Origin of the sequence: Pantoea sp. Morm, assembly GCF_016643525.1 — a bacterium.
In the GTDB taxonomy this organism is placed as follows: domain Bacteria; phylum Pseudomonadota; class Gammaproteobacteria; order Enterobacterales; family Enterobacteriaceae; genus Pantoea; species Pantoea dispersa.
This window is the reverse complement of the sequence record NZ_VOQX01000026.1, coordinates 27950-44517: the sequence shown is the minus strand read 5'-3', so window position 1 is coordinate 44517 and position 16568 is coordinate 27950. Positions and strand designations below refer to the sequence as shown.

Here is a 16568-nt window from a genome sequence, read left to right as displayed (position 1 = left end):
ACGCAGGGAAACGGGTGCAGCCTGCGGCAGTTTCTGCCAGAATAGCGCCCTTTCCGTTTTCTCTCCGGATAATTCATTATGTCTGACCGCGATACGCTATTCTCCGCGCCCATCGATAAACTGGGCGACTGGACCTTTGACGAGCGCGTGGCTGAAGTCTTTCCCGATATGATTCAGCGCTCGGTGCCGGGTTACTCCAACATCATTTCGATGATTGGCATGCTGGCAGAACGCTTTGTACAGCCCAACAGCCAGGTTTACGATCTCGGCTGCTCGCTGGGCGCGGCCACGCTGGCGGTGCGCCGCAATATTCAGGCACCGGGTTGCCAGATTATTGCCGTCGATAATTCACCGGCGATGGTGGAACGCTGCCGCCGTCACATCGACGCCTTCCGCGCCGCTACGCCGGTGCAGGTGCTGGAAGCGGATATCCGCGATATCCACATCGAAAACGCCTCACTGGTGGTGCTCAACTTTACCCTGCAGTTCCTCGAGCCGGACGCGCGCCTGACGCTGCTGCAGAAAATCGCTGCCGGCCTCAATCCGGGCGGTGCGCTGGTGCTGTCGGAAAAGTTCAGCTTTGAAGATGCCGACGTCGGCGAACTGCTGTTCAACATGCACCACGACTTTAAGCGCGCCAACGGCTATAGCGAGCTGGAGATCAGCCAGAAGCGCAGCATGCTGGAGAACGTGATGCTGACGGACAGCGTGGAAACGCATAAAGCCCGTCTGAAAAGCGCTGGCTTTGCCCACGCCGAGCTGTGGTTCCAGTGCTTTAACTTTGGCTCACTGGTGGCGTTGAAATGATTGATTTTGGCCGTTTTTATCAGCAAATCGCCACCGGCCCGCTCGCCAGCTGGCTGGAAGTGTTGCCGGCGCAGGTCGCCGCCTGGCAGCGTGAAAACCTGCACGGACATTTTCGCAACTGGGAGAAGTCGGTCGACAATCTGCCGCTGCTGGTGCCGCAGCAGCTCGATCTGCTACACAGCGTCAGCGCGCAGCATGACGCGTTAACCGATCGCCAGCGCGCCGGCATCGAAAAGCTGCTGCGTAACCTGATGCCGTGGCGCAAAGGGCCGTTTTCGCTCTATGGCTGCGACATCGAAACCGAATGGCGCTCCGACTGGAAGTGGGACCGCGTGCTGCCGCATATCTCTTCGCTGGCGGGTCGAACCGTGCTGGATGTGGGCTGCGGCAGCGGTTATCACATGTGGCGCATGATTGGTGCCGGCGCGCAGCTGGTGGTCGGCATCGATCCGATGCAGCTGTTCCTGTGCCAGTTCGAAGCGGTGCGTAAGCTGCTGGGTGATGATCGCCGTGCGCATCTGCTGCCGCTGGGCATTGAGCAGCTGCCGGCGCTGCAGGCGTTCGATACCGTGTTCTCCATGGGCGTGCTCTATCACCGGCGTTCGCCGCTCGACCATCTGTTGCAGCTGAAAAATCAGCTGGTCAGCGACGGCGAACTGGTACTGGAAACGCTGGTGATTGAAGGCGATGAAAACGCGGTGCTGGTACCGGGTGAACGCTATGCGCAGATGCGCAACGTTTACTTTATTCCGTCTGCGGCGGCGCTGAAAAACTGGCTGGAGAAGTGCGGTTTTGTCGATGTGCGCATCGCCGATTACGCCATCACCTCGGTGGAAGAGCAGCGTCGCACCGACTGGATGACCAGCGAATCGCTGGCGGAGTTCCTCGATCCGCACGACAGCAGCAAAACGATTGAAGGCTATCCCGCCCCGCTGCGTGCCGTGCTGGTGGCGCGCAAACCGTAACGCTTAACGCCGCGACAGCGCCAGCTTCGCGGCGAAACCAATAAACACGCAGCCGGTCAGGCGATCCATCACTTTTAACACTGCCGGACGGCGCAGATGACCGGCAAAGTACTGGCTGCCGCTAATCAATACCGCGTTCCACACTAAGCCAATCACCATGTGGGTGAGCGCCATCAGCGTGCACCACAGCGCCACCGATCCGCCGGCCGGGATAAACTGCGGCAGGAAAGTGACGTAAAAGACCCCGACTTTGGGATTGAGCAGGTTACCGGTCAGGCCACGCGCAAAGCAGGTCAGATAGCGCTCTTCCCGCTTTTGCCCCTCCTGCCCGCTGGCCACCGTGCTGCGCGGGTTAAGCAGCAGTCTGACGCCGAGATACAGCAGGTACACGGCACCGATGCCTTTCAGCAGGTTATAAGTCATTTCCGAAGCCAGCAGCAGCGCGCCTAAGCCCAGCCCGACCGCCACGCCCCACACCAGACAGCCGAGCGTAACGCCCAATGCCGTCGCCGAGGCACGCTGCCAGCCCTGCGCAGCCGCTGAACGCAGCACCAGCGCGGTATCGAAGCCGGGCGTCAGCGTAAGCAGGGTAATGGCGAAAAGGAATGAAATAATCAGTGTCATAATGGGCTCCCGGGTTGTGCACAGAACAGCATACGCGACGGCGCATCAATTGTCCGTCGCCGGACGATCCCAGTACTGATATTTGTAGGCCGAACTCAGATGCCGCTCAATGGTGCCTTTGGCAAACACTTCGGTCTCATGCAAATAGCTCAGCGTGCAATTGCCTACCTCATCCCACAGCTGACACTCATCCACCGATCGCAAAGTGCTGACCGGCGTGGTCGAGGTGCCGTGCAGCCGCAGTTCGCGCCACTGATTATCGTAGCTGTAGGTCTCTTTGCTGCGCGCGCTGGTGGATGCCACCACCAGCCCCTGCGGATTCCAGCGCCAGGTATTCTCGCCGTTGGTCAGCGCATCACTGCCGCGCGCGATACTTTTTTCCAGCCGGAAGTGTTTATCGTAGCGGTAAGTGGTATCGGTAAAGCCCTCTTTTCCCATGCTGGTAAATTTGTCCGAGGCGCTGATGATGTTGCCGTGTTGCCCCATCTGCCAGCTGATGGTGCCCTGCCGGTTATCTACCACTTCCTCTTTGCCCGCGCGGGTCACTTTAACCAGATAAGCATAGTCAGCCACCCAGCCGCGCTGCACGCGCGCGATATGCTGCTCCATGCTCAGCACCACGTTGCCTTCGCTTTTGTCATAGGTGATGTCAGCCACCATCAGATCGCCGCACTGGTCAAACTGCCCGAGCACGCGCTTCTGCGAGTTGACGTCTTTACCAAACTCCCCGGCCACCACCTGGCGCACCGCGCCTTTGGCATCGCCGCCCAGCATAATCCAGTTGTTGCTGCTGGTGATGTTTTTGCTCAGCGGCGGGCAGGTGCTGCTGGCGGCCAGCGCCGCGCCGGCAACGGGGAACAGCAGAATCACAACAGCATAAGGGAGGGATTTCATCAGCGTTATCCGCGCGTTAAGCCATAGAGTAATCAAAGCATCTTTTTCACCAATGCGCTATTCATGGCGAAGCGGCAGACAAAAAGAACCCCAGCAAGGAACTGGGGTTTGGTACTTGCAAACATCACGTCAGGTTTTCGGCGTGCTGCGCGGCAAAATTGGTACGGGTCAGGCGACCCGGTCAACGCTCATCTGCATCATGCTCTTCATGGCTTCGACGACATCGCCATCGACACAGGAGCGGCTGAATTCATCGGTTTCCGCTTCAGAACACATCGAGACACCGGCTTTACGGTAGCGCATCGGTGACGCGACGGCACGGCTGGCGGAGCTGTGGACTTCCTGCAATCCGCTGTCGAGGAACTTTTGCAGATTGCTGAGGCGCACGCCTGCCCCTGCCATAATGATTGGACCGGTGCTGTATTCATTTAGTTCCCGTAATAATGCAATTCCGGTTTCAGCGCTCTGCTGCTGACCGGAAGTCAGAATGCGGGCGATCCCTAAATCAGTCAGCACCTCCAGCGAACGCTTCGGGCTGTGGCACAAATCAAAGGCGCGATGGAAGGTCACCGCCATGCCGTCGCACAGCGCCATAATCTGCTGCATGCGAACCGTGTCGACGTGCGCATCTTCGTCCAGCATGCCAATCACCAGGCCAGGAAAACCCAGCTCGCGAATGCGCGCCACGTCCGATTTCATCACCTCAAATTCGCGTGCGGTGTAACAAAAATCGCCGCCGCGCGGCCGCACGATCGGGTGGACCGGAATGGTCAGTTCACGTTGTGCGGCTTCCAGCATACCCGCCGAAGGTGTCAGTCCGCCTTCACGCGGAGCACTGCACAGCTCCACGCGATCGGCACCGGACGCCTGCGCAGTCATTGCGCAGTCGATGCCATAGCAACAAATTTCCAGTTTCGTCATACCTTGCTCCTTTTCATGACTGCTGGCTCGGGAGGAGTGCATCAGTTAGTCTGCTCATTCAGACAGTTTACGTGGAAAGCGCACTATGGCATTCGATTTTGATCAAGGGATAGACCGTCGTCACAGCGATAGTTTGAAATGGCACAAATATGGTGATCGCGATGTGTTGCCTTTGTGGGTTGCCGACACCGATTTTCGCTCGCCGCCGTGCATCATTGAGGCCATTAAACAGCGTGCTGATCACGGTGTATTCGGCTACGGCGCGACGCCGCACGGTTTGATTGATATCACTATTTCCCGCTTAGCCCAGCGCTATGGCTGGCAGATTGAGCCGGAATGGATTGTGTTGCTGCCGGGCGTGGTAAGCGGACTGAATTTATCGGTCCGGGCATTTACCGAGTCGTCGCAGAGCACCGTGGCACCGACGCCAATTTATCCGCCGTTTCGCGCGGCGGCGCGGCTGGCGCAGCGCGCTCAGGTCAATCTGCCATTGCAATTGCAGCAGGATCGCTGGGTGATGCAGCTGGATGACAGCCAGATGCAGGGCAACGAGCGCCTGCTCATGCTGTGCAATCCGCAGAATCCGGGCGGCACCGTCTACCGCCGTGATGAGCTGGAGGCGCAGCTGGCCTTTGCCCAACGCCACGATTTGCTGGTGTGCTCCGATGAAATCCATTGTGACCTGCTGTTAACGCCCGGCGTACAGCACATTCCGTTTGCCTCGCTGAGCGAAGATGCCGCCCAGCGCAGCATTACCCTGATTTCGCCGTCTAAAACCTTCAACATCGCCGGGCTGGGTGCGTCCATGGCCATTATCCCTCATCCCGAACTGCGGAAACGCTTTAAGCAGGTGCGTGAAGGCATCGTACCGGGTGTGGATATTCTGGCGCTGGTAGCAGCGGAAGCCGCATGGCGCGGCGGTGATGCATGGCTGGCGGACCAGCTGGTTTACCTGCGCACCAATCGTGACTGGCTGGTGCAGCAGGTGAATGCGCTGCCGGAACTCAGCATGGTCGCGCCAGAGGCCAGCTACCTCGGCTGGATTGACGCCAGCCAGCTGGATGTCGCCAGCCCGGCGCTGTATTTCGAAAAACACGGTCTCGGTTTCTCGCCGGGCCGTGATTTCGGCGACGATCGCTTCGTGCGCTTCAACTTTGGCTGCACGCACGCCACCCTGCAGCAGGCGGTATCGCGCCTGCAGCAGGCGGTGGCAGCGCGGCGCTAGGCCTGTTCGCTGGCAACGATCTCCTCCAGCCGCCACGGATGAAACTTGATGGTAGTTTGCCCGTCCGTCACCGCTAAGGTCGGATTGGGCAAACGTTCATTTTCGCCCTGCGGCGTGCTGGTTTTAAACGCGATGCCCGGCTGCGTCAGCGCCTCGTCTGCCAGCAACGCCATCGCACGCATGCCCAGCGTTTCCGGCTCGCCGCGCAATACAATTTCCACATGCTCCCAGCCTTCATGGCGATACAGCTTCTCACCGGGCCACGGCAGCTCGATCACATCCACCTGCCAGCCCGCGATCCGCAGCGGCTGATGCAGCTTAAACAGGCAGATCGGCCGTCCATTAATCATCGCTTCGGAAAACTGATCGCCGATTTGCAGTAACCCGGCTTTCCAGCGTTCTGCCGTGGCGAACTGGTGACAGCGCACCGCCACGTGGTCCGCCTCATGCTGCGTGAGGTCAAGACCGAGGCGTGCCGCAAAGTGTTGCAAAGCCTGTTCAAATCGGGACAGGTCTTGTTTTAAGTCACTCAGTTCTGAAGGAAAATCCAGATTCATACGTTAAATACCTCAAACTCAGTTCAGATCTTTTAATCAATAAAAAAACAGGGCTGCCGCAGCTTTCGCTTGACAAAATGCTCGGATTCATCCGATTTCACGCCAAAAACCTTCAAAAACCGCATAAATCGCCCCTCTCTTTCGGATTAATCGCGTAATCAGGTCCACACGTTACTTTATAAAAGCGCCTTAACCAACTGTTATTATTAACAATAGTTAATACAATGAGATAACTCTTATTTACCCGTCAATCAATTGCAGTAGCTGACCCTTTCTTATAAATTTGGGTTTCACAACTACAAGGAATGGCCCTATGTCTATGCTCATTGTTGTCGCGGTCCTGATAGCCTTGATGGGATTTGCAATTTCCCGCCACTGGAAGGTGCGTGAAGACAAAAGCGTTAAAAATCCCCGTCGCCACCCGCGCCGCCGTTAACCGGCGCGCGGGCCTGCGTCCAACGGCAGCCATAACCGATTGCTGACGCACCCCAACATTTCACGTATACTTCCCCTCTTATTTTTTCCGTCCCGACACGCACGCGGGATGACGACATCGGCTCGCCCTCAGCTGGCGGGCCTTTTCAGCATATGAAGGTAACGCGGTGAATATTCAGGCTCTTCTTTCCGATAAAGTCAGTCAGGCGATGGTGGCGGCAGGCGCACCGGCCGATTGCGAACCGCAGGTTCGTCAGTCTGCAAAAGTGCAGTTCGGCGATTACCAGGCGAACGGTATCATGGCCGTGGCGAAAAAGCTCGGTCAGGTGCCGCGCCAGCTGGCTGAGCAGGTAGTTCAGCATCTGGATCTGGCTGGCATCGCCAGCAAAGTCGACATCGCCGGTCCCGGCTTTATCAACATCTTCCTCGACCGCCAGTGGCTGGCACAGCAGGCCGCGCAGGCGCTGCAGCTGCCACGCCTGGGCGTCAGCGAAGTGACACCTCAGACTATCGTAATTGACTACTCGGCGCCCAACGTGGCGAAAGAGATGCATGTCGGTCACGTGCGATCCACCATCATCGGTGATGCCGCAGTGCGCACCCAGGAGTTCCTCGGCCATCACGTCATCCGCGCTAACCACGTCGGTGACTGGGGCACACAGTTTGGCATGCTGATCGCCTATCTGGAGAAGCAGCAGAACGAGCATCATGAAGATATCGCGCTGGCTGATCTGGAAGCCTTCTACCGCGAAGCGAAACGCACCTATGACGAAGACGAAGCCTTCGCCGAGCGCGCCCGCGGTTACGTGGTGAAACTGCAGGGTGGCGACGAATATTGCCGCGCCATGTGGAAGAAGCTGGTGGATATCACCATGAGTCAGAACCAGCAGGTGTATGACCGCCTTAACGTCACCCTGACGCGTAAGGATGTGATGGGTGAAAGCCTGTATAACGACATGCTGCCGGGCATCGTCACCGATCTGCGCGAAAAAGGGCTGGCGGTGACCAGCGAAGGCGCCACCGTGGTTTTCCTTGATGAGTTCAAAAACAAGGAAGGTGAACCGATGGGCGTGATCATCCAGAAGAAGGATGGCGGCTATCTCTACACCACCACCGATATCGCCTGCGCCAAATATCGCTATGAAACGCTGCATGCCGATCGCGTGCTGTACTACATCGATTCCCGCCAGCATCAGCATCTGCAGCAGGCGTGGACCATCGTGCGCAAAGCGGGCTATGTGCCGGAGTCAGTGCCGCTGGAGCACCATGCGTTCGGCATGATGCTGGGCAAAGATGGCCGTCCGTTCAAGACGCGCAGCGGTGGCACCATCAAACTCTCCGATCTGCTGGATGAAGCCGTTGAGCGCGCCCATGCGCTGGTGAGCGAGAAAAATCCGGAGATGAGCGCGGCAGAGCTGAAAGAACTGGCGGAAGTGGTCGGCATTGGCGCGGTGAAATACGCCGACCTGTCGAAAAGCCGCACCACCGATTACATCTTTGACTGGGACAACATGCTGGCGTTTGAAGGCAACACCGCGCCGTACATGCAGTATGCCTACACGCGTGTGCTCTCGGTATTCCGTAAAGCGGGCATTGAGGCAGACAGCCTGCACGGTGATATCATCCTGACTGACGAGCGCGAAGCGCTGCTGGCGACCCGTCTGCTGCAGTTTGAAGAGACGATCACCCAGGTCGCGCGCGATGGCACCCCGCACGTGATGTGTGCTTATCTGTACGATCTGGCCGGTCTGTTCTCGGGCTTCTATGAGCACTGCCCGATTCTCTCCGCCGAAGAGGAAAACGTACGCAACAGCCGCCTGCAGCTGGCGGCGCTGACGGCGAAAACCCTGAAGCAGGGGCTGGATACGCTGGGCATCAAAACCGTCGAGCGAATGTAAGCTTAAAAAAACCCGCTGCGGCGGGTTTTTTATTGGCTATTGGCGATTTGCTATTGGTAATTGACCATCACTTCACTGCTCACCACCCGCAGGCCGGGCGGCAACGCGCCCTGCCCCTGAAATCCGAAAGCCAGATGCAGCGTTTCATCGGCTGCCACGTTGGCGAGGCCGCGCGTGCTGCCACTGGCGCCGTCCAGCTCCACGCAGCGCTGACTGGCGCACAGCCGCACCACCAGACCGGATGGCGCCGGTCGGCTCAGCGTGTAGCGCCAGTTCACCAGCGAAATAGTCCCTGCAGCCGCCGAGGGCGCTTTAAGCGCCGGCGACAGCAGCCAGTTGCCGCGCACGCCAAGGCTCGGGCCGCTGGCGCTGGCCTGCCACGCGCCGCTGGCGGCCTGGCCCGTTAGCGGCAGCGCCAGCAGCGCCGCCAGCAGCCATGAGAGCGTCACGCCGCGCATTATTTGCCGCCTATGGTTGCAGTCATGCGGATTTGCCGGTTATCGGTCAGCTCCATATTGGACAGCACCACCAGCTGCGGCAGGTTGCGGCGCAGGAAGCGCGCCAGCAGCGCCCGCAGCGGATGGTTAACCAGCAGCACCGGCGGCGCACCGGTCATCTCCTGCTGCTGCAGCGCGGCCTGCGCCTGCATCAGCAGTCGATCGGCAAGACCCGGTTCCAGACCGCCACCACCCTGCAGCGCCTGCAATAGCAGACGTTCCAGTGTGGCATCCAGTCCAATGACCTGCACTTCGCCGTTGCCCGGGAACCACTGCTGGGTAATCGCGCGGCCCAGCGCGACGCGCACCACGCTGGTCAGTTCCTGCGGATCGTTCTGCACCGGGGCATGTTCGGCCAGCGTTTCGATAATGGTGCGCATGTCGCGGATCGAAACGCGCTCGGTCAGCAGATTTTGCAGCACTTTGTGCAGCGTGGTCAGGGTGATCACGCCCGGCACCAGATCTTCCGTCAGCTTTGGCATCTCCTGGGTGACGCGGTCCAGCAGCTGCTGCGCTTCCTGACGCCCAAACAGCTCGCTGGCGTACTGGCCGATCAGGTGATTAAGGTGGGTCGCCACCACGGTACTGGCTTCCACTACGGTGTAGCCCTGAATCTGTGCCTGCTCTTTCAGCGCGCTGTCGATCCAGATGGCCGCGAGGCCAAACGCCGGGTCAACCGTCGCTTCACCCGGCAGCGTGCCCGCCGCCGTGCCCGGGTTGATCGCCATCCAGCGTCCCGGATAAGCATCGCCGCTGCCAATCTCCACGCCCTTCATCAGGATGCGATAACGCGCCGGCGGCAGCTCCATGTTGTCACGAATGTGCACCACCGGCGGCAGGAAGCCGACCTCCTGCGCCACCTTTTTACGGATACTGCGGATACGCCCGAGCAGCTCGCCGTTTTGCAGATGATCGACCATCGGAATCAGGCGATAGCCCACTTCCATGCCAAGCGAATCTTCCAGCTGGACGTCGGTCCACGAGGCTTCGACCGTGGCCGGCGTCTCCTGCGTTTTCACCACGCTGGAGGCTTCACTTTGCTTCTTCGGCTGCATTTCGCGGCCGCGCAGCCACCAGGCCAGGCCGAGCAGCGCCGCGGTGAACAGCAGGAACACAAAGTTCGGCATGCCGGGCACCAGGCCCAGCAGGCCAATCACGCCGGCGCTCAGCATCAGCACGCGCGGATTGTTAAACAGCTGGCCCACCATCTGTTCGCCGACGTCCTGATCGGTGCTGACGCGGGTAACGATGACACCGGCAGCGGTAGAGATCACCAGCGCCGGGATCTGCGCCACCAGGCCGTCACCGATGGTCAGCAGCGTATAGGTTTCCCCGGCATGGCCGAGATCCATACCGTGCTGCACCACGCCCACCAGCAGACCACCGATCACGTTGATCACCATGATCAGGATGCCGGCGATGGCGTCGCCGCGCACAAACTTACTGGCACCGTCCATCGAGCCGTAGAAATCCGCTTCCTGGGTCACCTCGGCGCGCCGGCGTTTGGCTTCGTCTTCACCAATCAGGCCAGCGTTCAAATCGGCATCGATCGCCATCTGCTTGCCGGGCATACCATCCAGCACGAAACGCGCGCCCACTTCGGCGATACGTCCGGCACCTTTGGTGATGACCATGAAGTTGATGATCACGAGGATGATGAATACCACGATACCAATGGCGAAATTACCGCCCACGAGGAAGTGACCAAAGGCTTCAACCACACGCCCGGCGGCATCAGCCCCCGTATGCCCTTCGAGCAGGATGATACGCGTTGAGGCGACGTTCAGCGCCAGACGCAGCAGCGTTGAAAACAGCAAAATGGTCGGGAAGGCAGCGAATTCCAGCGTGCGCTGGGTGAACATTGCCACCAGCAGCACCATGATGGACAGCGCAATGTTGAAGGTAAACAGCAGGTCAAGGATGAACGCCGGCAGCGGCAATACCATCATTGACAGGATCAGCATGATCAGCACCGGACCAGCCAGCACCTGCCATTGCGTGTCTTTAAAATTGCCCGGTAAACGCAGCTTTTCGGCCAGATTAGCCATGGTTGGTGTTCTCTCCTGCAAAGTCCATCTCTGCCGGGACCGGCAGATGTTTTGGTTTGTTTGGAATCAGGCCGCCTTCACGCTTCCAGCGTCGCAGCTGCCAGACCCACGCCAGCACTTCGGCCACGGCGGCATAGAGCGCGCCGGGAATAAACTGGCCAATTTCCGTATGACGATAGAGCGCACGCGCCAGCGGCGGTGCTTCCAGAATCGGTACGCGATGCTCTTTAGCGATTTCCCGAATGCGCAGGGCAATGTCACCGGCGCCTTTGGCAATCACTTTCGGCGCGCTCATCTTGCCTTCCTGATACTGCAGCGCCACCGAGTAGTGCGTCGGGTTAGTCACGATGACGTCCGCCTTCGGCACGTCGGCCATCATGCGGCGGCGGGCAGCGGCACGCATCGCCTGGCGGATACGCCCTTTAACGTGCGGGTCGCCTTCGTTCTGCTTGTGTTCATCGCGAATTTCCTGGCGCGTCATGCGCAGCTTTTTGAAGTAGCTGTAGAGCTGCCAGAACACGTCAAAGCCAACCATCGGGATTAGTCCCAGCATCACCAGCGCGCAGCTGATGGCGGTCATCGACAGGCCATGCTGCAGCGCATTCACCGGCGATTCGCTCATCAGGCGCAGCATCTCCTGCCAGTGACTCCACAGATACCAGCCAGCCACCAGCGCAACCAGCACCGCTTTGAGGATCGCCTTCACCAGTTCCGCCCACGTCTGACCGGAGAACATGCGCGCAATGCCCGGTAACGGGTTGAGCTTTTTGAAATCGAATTTGATGGATTTTCCGCTGATGTTGATTCCGCCCAGAATCATCGGCGCGGCGATGGCAACGATCACCAGCCCGGCCATCAGCGGCAGCAGCGCGATCACCGCCTGCATCACCAGGTTGCCGATGTGCGAGACGATAATTTTATCGTCGTTGACCATGCCGTGGTCAAAGCGGAAGCCGGTGGCCACCATGCTGGCCAGCCGTTGCGCCATATTGTGGCCGCCCAGCCAGATGATCAGCAGCCCGGCCAGCAGCATCAGTACCGAAGTCAGCTCGCGCGAACGCGGAATCTGCCCCTCCTGCCGTGCTTTCTCAAGTCGGTGGGGGGTGGGCGATTCTGTTTTGTCCTCGTTGCTCTCTTCAGCCACGACATACCTCAGCTGGCAGGAATTCTGAGCATAGGATGCCAAAACCCTTCGGGTCTAAAGCGCGGATTAAGCGAGAAAAAGATGGGTTTATTTAGCCATAAGTGAAATCAGGACCTGCGCTAACCTGGTGCGGGCCAATCACCAGCGAACGGTTCCGTGACCTTTGCTGCGCAATACGGGTTAAGTGGCGCAGCCAAGCAAAAGCCGTGCCGGACTGGCTGGGTTAATGACACGGCTGCGCCCGGAAATTCCGAAAATCATAAAATTGTTTCGCCGCGCAATCTTTTTTTATCTGAAAAAATAGATAAATCTTATTTACCAATTCCCCTAAGCACCATCAGGGGGCAAATGTCGCGCCGCACACCAGCCGCGCTTGCTTACGCAAATAAATTAATGCAGCTTATCTATCGTCCCAGCCAGAACGATCGCAGCGTGCCGTTAAGGCGTTTTTTCGCCCGGTAGCACGGGATTTGCCGCGGTGCAATGGTTTGAATTCTCAAAAGTCTTAGGTAGACTTAAGTCAGCACTATCTTTCTGTAATTTGACTGTTTTTTAGTGGCCTTCTCACTGCATAATCTGCCCGCCCGCTGAGTGCGTGCCGGATACAACTCTGCAGCGACACTGATGAAAATTTGAGGATCATGGTGAATAAGAGTCTCTTGCTAACGCTGCTGGCGGCTTTAACGCTGGCGGGATGTAAAGCGCCTCCACCGCCCGTGACGGATGACACCCTGGTCACCAGCGAAGTGAACGGCGTAAAACTGGTTCATCGTCATGCAGTGGCAGCACCCGGTGAATTTACCCCGGTGAATGAGAGCTTTCGCGCGCTGTATGCCGCCTCTGTGATGACCCTGCCGGATTACGGCGGCAAAGTGGTCCGTTATCTGGATAACGCCCAAACCTTTGAGGTGCTGGGTCGCGTCGAGCACAACTGGCTGGCGATTGCAGAAGAACCCAGCGGTCAGCTGATTGGCTACGTGCCCCCCAAAGCTGGCGTGGAGAGCAGCCGCTATGATGCCACGCTGCGCAGCGACCGGCCGCGTCCCCGTCGTACTAAACAGGTCTGCGTGGCCGTGGGCGGCGCCAGTAAAGCATGCCGCACCAATGATACCGCGACCTGGATCTTAGACTGATGATGCAATCCGGCGCATATTGCCCGCAGCACACCGCTGCTTTGCGGGCTAACCGTTCCGTTATTGCCAGGATAATCGAGATTTAATGACTCAGGACTCCCTTGCCCGCGATGGCATTGTCGCGGGCAACGATAACCTTTTGCTGAATGCCGCAGCCCCGATTCTGAATGCCGTCGTGCGTATACGGCAGGCGGCGACGCACGACGATCCCGCCGGCCTGCGTCAGCTGCTGATTGAAGAGATCCGCCAGTTCGAGCAACGCTGCAAGCAGGCGGGTTTACCGTTTGAGATGATCATCGGTGCACGCTACTGCCTGTGTAGCGTGCTGGACGAAGCGGCGGCGCAAACCCCCTGGGGCACGCGCGGCGTCTGGTCCGGCAACGGCATGCTGGTGACCTTTCATAACGAAAGCTGGGGCGGCGAAAAAGTGTTCCAGCTACTGTCGCGCGTGTCGCAAAGCCCGCAGCAGCATTTATGGCTGCTGGAAGTGATTCACTACTGCCTGCTGCTGGGCTACGAAGGGCGCTATCGCGGCAGCGACAGCGGACGCGCACAGTGTGAAGGCATCCGTAAACGGCTGGCGCAGCTGATTACGGAAACCCGCCCGGCGACACCACCGCGCGCGCCGCTGGTGGAAGTACATCCGCTGGTCAGCACCCTGACGCGACCGATGGTGCCATTGTGGGCCTGCGTCACGCTGGCTACGCTGATTGCCTGTCTGATCTACAGCGGACTCAACTGGCGGTTGGGCAATGCGGCCGAACCGCTGCTGCGCGCCATCTATCAGACCCCGCTGCCGCAAATCATGCCGGGCCGCCGCCCCACCTCACCGCAGGCGCTGCTCGATCTGCATCAGCGGCTTAACGACGTGATTGCCGCAGGCCAGCTGGAAGTGAGCGATGGTGCCTTTGGCAGCAAAGTGATCATCCCTGCGGACAAGCTGTTTGCGCCGGACGGTACGGTGGTAAACCAGGTTGGCCGCGCGCTGCTGGCGCACGTGGCCAGCGCGATGAAGACGGTAAAAGGCACGGTGCTGGTATCGGTCTATACCGATAATCGTCCGGTGGATGGCCGTTTCGCCTCCAGCTATGAATTCTCCTTCGCTCGTGCCCGTGCCGTTACGCAACTGCTGAATACGCAGCTGGCGGACGGTCACAGCGTTAAAGCCGAAGGCCGTGGCGACAGCAATCCGCTCTTACCCAACGACAGCAATGAAAACCGCGCCCGCAATCGCCGGGTGGAGATCACCCTGTTTGCGGCACCGGAAACCCTCGGCAATCATCAGGGAGGCCAGTGATGCGCGCATCACTCCAACATCTGTTAACCCATCGCCTGCTGTGGGGCCTGATTGGCGTTACGGCGCTGAGCTGCGTGCTGTGGATGCTCGGTCCGCTGTGGAGCTGGGGCGATACCCGTCCACTGGAGCCGGTATTCCCGCGCCAGCTGGCGGTAGGTCTGCTCTATTTCTGCTGGGTGCTGTTCCAGTTTATTCCCGCCATCTGGCGCGGCTGGTTTAACAGCAAACTGCTCAATCGCCTGCAGGAAATGAGCCACGAAGAAGCGTCCGATCGCCAGGCGACCGAGACGCTGCTGACCCAGCGCTTCAGCGAAGCGGCGCTGCGGCTGAAACGCACCCAGTTTGGTCGCCGGCATCAGAAAAGCTGGCTGGCGCGTTTTCAGAGTAACTATCTGTATCAGTTGCCGTGGTACGTGATGATAGGCGCGCCCGGCGCCGGTAAAACCACCGCGCTGCTGAATGCTGGCCTGGAGTTTCCGTTAACCGACAGCCTCGGCAAAGAGGCGGTACGCGGCGTCGGCGGCACGCGTCACTGCGACTGGTGGTTCACCGACAGCGCAGTCTTAATCGACACCGCGGGCCGTTACGCACTGCAGGAGAGCCAGCGCGCGCGCGACGGTGCCGAGTGGCATAACTTCATTAAATTGCTAAAGCGCTACCGCACGCGCCAGCCGATCAACGGCGTGATCATGACCATCAGCGTGGCCGACCTGCTGACCGACTCCGCTGAGGCACGTCACGCCCAGGCCAGCGCGCTGCGCAGCCGCATGGTTGAGCTGCATCAGCAAACCGGCATTCACTTCCCGGTGTATGTGATGGTCACCAAAACCGACCTGCTGAAAGGGTTTATGAGCTTTTACGGCAACCTGAGTAAGCCGCAGCGCGATGCCATCTGGGGCTTCACCTTCCCGTGGGAACCGGGCAAGCCGCACAAAGATGACTGGCACCGCAGCTTTAGCGAGCGCTTTCAGCAGCTGGAGCAGCGTCTGCAGCAGCAGCTGGCCGACGTGATGGCCGGCGAGCGCGATCTCACCCAGCGCGCCGACAGCTTTCTGTTCCCGCAGGAGTTCAGTTCGCTGCGTCCGTTACTCAACGAATATCTCGACGTGGTATTTTCCCGCCATCAGGATGAGATTGCCTGGTCGGCGCGCGGCCTGTTCTTCACCAGCGGTACCCAGGAAGGTCTGCCGTTTGACCGCATCATGGGCGAACTCAATCGTAAGCTACAGCTGCCACACACCGGCGAGTCGAGCCTTGCCGCGTGGGACAGCGTTAACCGCAGCAATCCGATTCCGGGTACCAAAGGCCAGAGCTTCTTTATTCGCGACCTGTTAAGCGACCTGGTGTTCCGCGAAAGCGGCCTCGCCGGCAGCAACCGCCACTGGGAGTATCGTAACCGGCTGCTGCACTGGATCGGTTACGGCGCGCTCACCGGCGCGCTGGTGCTGCTCTCCGGTTTATGGCTCACCAGCTACGTGCAGAACCAGCGTTATCTCGATCAGGTCGCGGCGCGTATCGGGCCGATTACCGCGCAAAGTCAGCAGGTTATTCATCAGCCAGCCGATAATATTTTTGATCTGCTACCCTTCTTAAATAACCTGGTGAAACTGCCGCTGTCGGCGCATTTTTCTCTCGACAATCCACCGCTTACCATGCGCGCTGGACTGTATCGCGGTAACCAGGTGAGCGATGCCGCATGGGTGCTTTATCAAAATGCGCTTAAGTCTTTACTGCTGCCGCGCGTGGCCCAGCAAATTACCAACCTGCTGCGTGACGATCCCGGCACCGACAATGACTACAGCCGCAATGCGCTGCGCGCTTATCAGATGCTGTATCAGCCGCGTAACTATGACGGCGAATTTCTGCGCGGCTGGCTGATGCAAAATCTGCAGCGCACGCTGCCGGACAATGTCAGCGCGCGCGATCTGCAGCAGCTTGACTGGCACCTTAGCCAGCTGCTCGATCAGCAGATTCAATCGTCACCTTATGCGCGCGACAATGCGCTGATGATGCGTAAGCTTGCGGAAAATCTGAAAAATGCCGGTCAGAATGGCCGTATGCTGGCGGTTGCGCCACACACCGTATCGCAGCGATTGACCGGACACAGTGAGTAATGGTGAGGT

16 protein-coding genes are annotated in these 16568 nt (G+C 59.1%); 9 read left to right on the top strand and 7 right to left on the bottom strand.

Features of this window, described 5'->3' with window-relative positions; all coding sequences use genetic code 11:
• Positions 1–78 precede the first annotated feature (78 nt).
• Positions 79–807 (top strand): carboxy-S-adenosyl-L-methionine synthase CmoA, encoded by a 729-nt coding sequence (cmoA, locus tag FT726_RS11505; protein ID WP_058757507.1) that lies wholly within the window; start codon positions 79–81, stop codon positions 805–807.
• A complete protein-coding gene (cmoB, locus tag FT726_RS11500) occupies positions 804–1772 on the top strand; it encodes a tRNA 5-methoxyuridine(34)/uridine 5-oxyacetic acid(34) synthase CmoB (protein WP_288423861.1) in 969 nt (322 codons plus the stop codon). The genes cmoA and cmoB overlap by 4 nt, the downstream gene beginning before the upstream one ends.
• 3 nt (positions 1773–1775) lie before the next feature.
• Here cmoB and FT726_RS11495 read toward each other — a convergent pair whose 3' ends face one another.
• The 3 genes from FT726_RS11495 to cutC all read right to left on the bottom strand — a co-directional run bounded on the left by FT726_RS11495 (position 1776) and on the right by cutC (position 4211).
• Positions 1776–2396, bottom strand: coding sequence for a LysE family translocator (locus FT726_RS11495; RefSeq protein ID WP_288423864.1), 621 nt, complete (start codon positions 2394–2396; stop codon positions 1776–1778).
• A gap of 45 nt (positions 2397–2441) precedes the next feature.
• Complete coding sequence (locus tag FT726_RS11490) at positions 2442–3290, bottom strand: hypothetical protein (RefSeq protein ID WP_058757505.1); 849 nt, start codon at positions 3288–3290, stop codon at positions 2442–2444.
• 168 nt (positions 3291–3458) lie between these two features.
• Complete coding sequence (cutC, locus tag FT726_RS11485; RefSeq protein WP_021509959.1) at positions 3459–4211, bottom strand: copper homeostasis protein CutC; 753 nt, start codon at positions 4209–4211, stop codon at positions 3459–3461.
• Between the two features lie 85 nt (positions 4212–4296).
• Between cutC and FT726_RS11480 the strand changes: the two genes are divergently transcribed.
• On the top strand, positions 4297–5436 hold the full coding sequence (locus tag FT726_RS11480) for a MalY/PatB family protein (RefSeq protein ID WP_150057871.1): 1140 nt from the start codon (positions 4297–4299) through the stop codon (positions 5434–5436).
• Here FT726_RS11480 and FT726_RS11475 read toward each other — a convergent pair.
• Complete coding sequence (locus FT726_RS11475) at positions 5433–5993, bottom strand: VOC family protein (protein WP_058774574.1); 561 nt, start codon at positions 5991–5993, stop codon at positions 5433–5435. The genes FT726_RS11480 and FT726_RS11475 overlap by 4 nt on opposite strands.
• Positions 5994–6306: 313 nt before the next feature.
• On the opposite strand from FT726_RS11475, the gene FT726_RS11470 reads away from it, so the two are divergent.
• Positions 6307–6429, top strand: a complete 123-nt coding sequence (locus FT726_RS11470; RefSeq protein WP_007889544.1) for a hypothetical protein — start codon at positions 6307–6309, stop codon at positions 6427–6429.
• A gap of 166 nt (positions 6430–6595) precedes the next feature.
• On the top strand, positions 6596–8326 hold the full coding sequence (argS, locus tag FT726_RS11465) for an arginine--tRNA ligase (protein WP_241798679.1): 1731 nt from the start codon (positions 6596–6598) through the stop codon (positions 8324–8326).
• Between the two features lie 50 nt (positions 8327–8376).
• Here the strand turns inward: argS and FT726_RS11460 are convergent, their stop codons facing one another.
• From FT726_RS11460 to flhB, 3 genes are read right to left on the bottom strand one after another with little or no spacing between them, the layout of a single operon-like run.
• Positions 8377–8784: a flagellar protein FlhE gene (locus tag FT726_RS11460; RefSeq protein WP_288423875.1), complete on the bottom strand. Its 408-nt coding sequence runs from the start codon at positions 8782–8784 to the stop codon at positions 8377–8379.
• Positions 8784–10871 carry a flagellar biosynthesis protein FlhA gene (flhA, locus tag FT726_RS11455; protein WP_125310400.1) on the bottom strand — a complete coding sequence of 696 codons (2088 nt, stop codon included), beginning with the start codon at positions 10869–10871 and terminating at the stop codon, positions 8784–8786. Before flhA ends, FT726_RS11460 begins: the two co-directional genes overlap by 1 nt.
• Positions 10864–12015, bottom strand: coding sequence for a flagellar biosynthesis protein FlhB (gene flhB, locus FT726_RS11450; RefSeq protein WP_021509953.1), 1152 nt, complete (start codon positions 12013–12015; stop codon positions 10864–10866). The genes flhA and flhB overlap by 8 nt, the downstream gene beginning before the upstream one ends.
• Positions 12016–12171: 156 nt before the next feature.
• Between flhB and FT726_RS11445 the strand changes: the two genes are divergently transcribed.
• From FT726_RS11445 to tssM, 4 genes are all read left to right on the top strand, one after another.
• Positions 12172–12477 (top strand): hypothetical protein, encoded by a 306-nt coding sequence (locus FT726_RS11445; protein WP_288423881.1) that lies wholly within the window; start codon positions 12172–12174, stop codon positions 12475–12477.
• 179 nt (positions 12478–12656) lie between these two features.
• Entirely contained in the window at positions 12657–13148 is a 492-nt protein-coding gene (locus tag FT726_RS11440) for a hypothetical protein (RefSeq protein WP_021509952.1), read from the top strand.
• 85 nt (positions 13149–13233) lie between these two features.
• A complete protein-coding gene (gene icmH, locus FT726_RS11435; RefSeq protein WP_058780675.1) occupies positions 13234–14445 on the top strand; it encodes a type IVB secretion system protein IcmH/DotU in 1212 nt (403 codons plus the stop codon).
• Entirely contained in the window at positions 14445–16559 is a 2115-nt protein-coding gene (gene tssM, locus FT726_RS11430) for a type VI secretion system membrane subunit TssM (RefSeq protein ID WP_346302821.1), read from the top strand. Before icmH ends, tssM begins: the two co-directional genes overlap by 1 nt.
• Positions 16560–16568 lie beyond the last annotated feature (9 nt).

Excerpts from the sequence above, each read along its gene's own strand:
- cmoB (WP_288423861.1), top strand. The coding sequence starts at position 804 with ATGATTGATTTTGGCCGTTTTTATCAGCAAATCGCCACCGGCCCGCTC.
- icmH (WP_058780675.1), top strand. The coding sequence starts at position 13,234 with ATGACTCAGGACTCCCTTGCCCGCGATGGCATTGTCGCGGGCAACGAT.
- cutC (WP_021509959.1), bottom strand. The coding sequence starts at position 4,211 with ATGACGAAACTGGAAATTTGTTGCTATGGCATCGACTGCGCAATGACT.
- FT726_RS11480 (WP_150057871.1), top strand. The coding sequence starts at position 4,297 with ATGGCATTCGATTTTGATCAAGGGATAGACCGTCGTCACAGCGATAGT.
- FT726_RS11440 (WP_021509952.1), top strand. The coding sequence starts at position 12,657 with ATGGTGAATAAGAGTCTCTTGCTAACGCTGCTGGCGGCTTTAACGCTG.
- FT726_RS11490 (WP_058757505.1), bottom strand. The coding sequence starts at position 3,290 with ATGAAATCCCTCCCTTATGCTGTTGTGATTCTGCTGTTCCCCGTTGCC.
- tssM (WP_346302821.1), top strand. The coding sequence starts at position 14,445 with ATGCGCGCATCACTCCAACATCTGTTAACCCATCGCCTGCTGTGGGGC.
- FT726_RS11495 (WP_288423864.1), bottom strand. The coding sequence starts at position 2,396 with ATGACACTGATTATTTCATTCCTTTTCGCCATTACCCTGCTTACGCTG.
- FT726_RS11460 (WP_288423875.1), bottom strand. The coding sequence starts at position 8,784 with ATGCGCGGCGTGACGCTCTCATGGCTGCTGGCGGCGCTGCTGGCGCTG.
- cmoA (WP_058757507.1), top strand. The coding sequence starts at position 79 with ATGTCTGACCGCGATACGCTATTCTCCGCGCCCATCGATAAACTGGGC.
- FT726_RS11470 (WP_007889544.1), top strand. The coding sequence starts at position 6,307 with ATGTCTATGCTCATTGTTGTCGCGGTCCTGATAGCCTTGATGGGATTT.
- FT726_RS11475 (WP_058774574.1), bottom strand. The coding sequence starts at position 5,993 with ATGAATCTGGATTTTCCTTCAGAACTGAGTGACTTAAAACAAGACCTG.
- flhA (WP_125310400.1), bottom strand. The coding sequence starts at position 10,871 with ATGGCTAATCTGGCCGAAAAGCTGCGTTTACCGGGCAATTTTAAAGAC.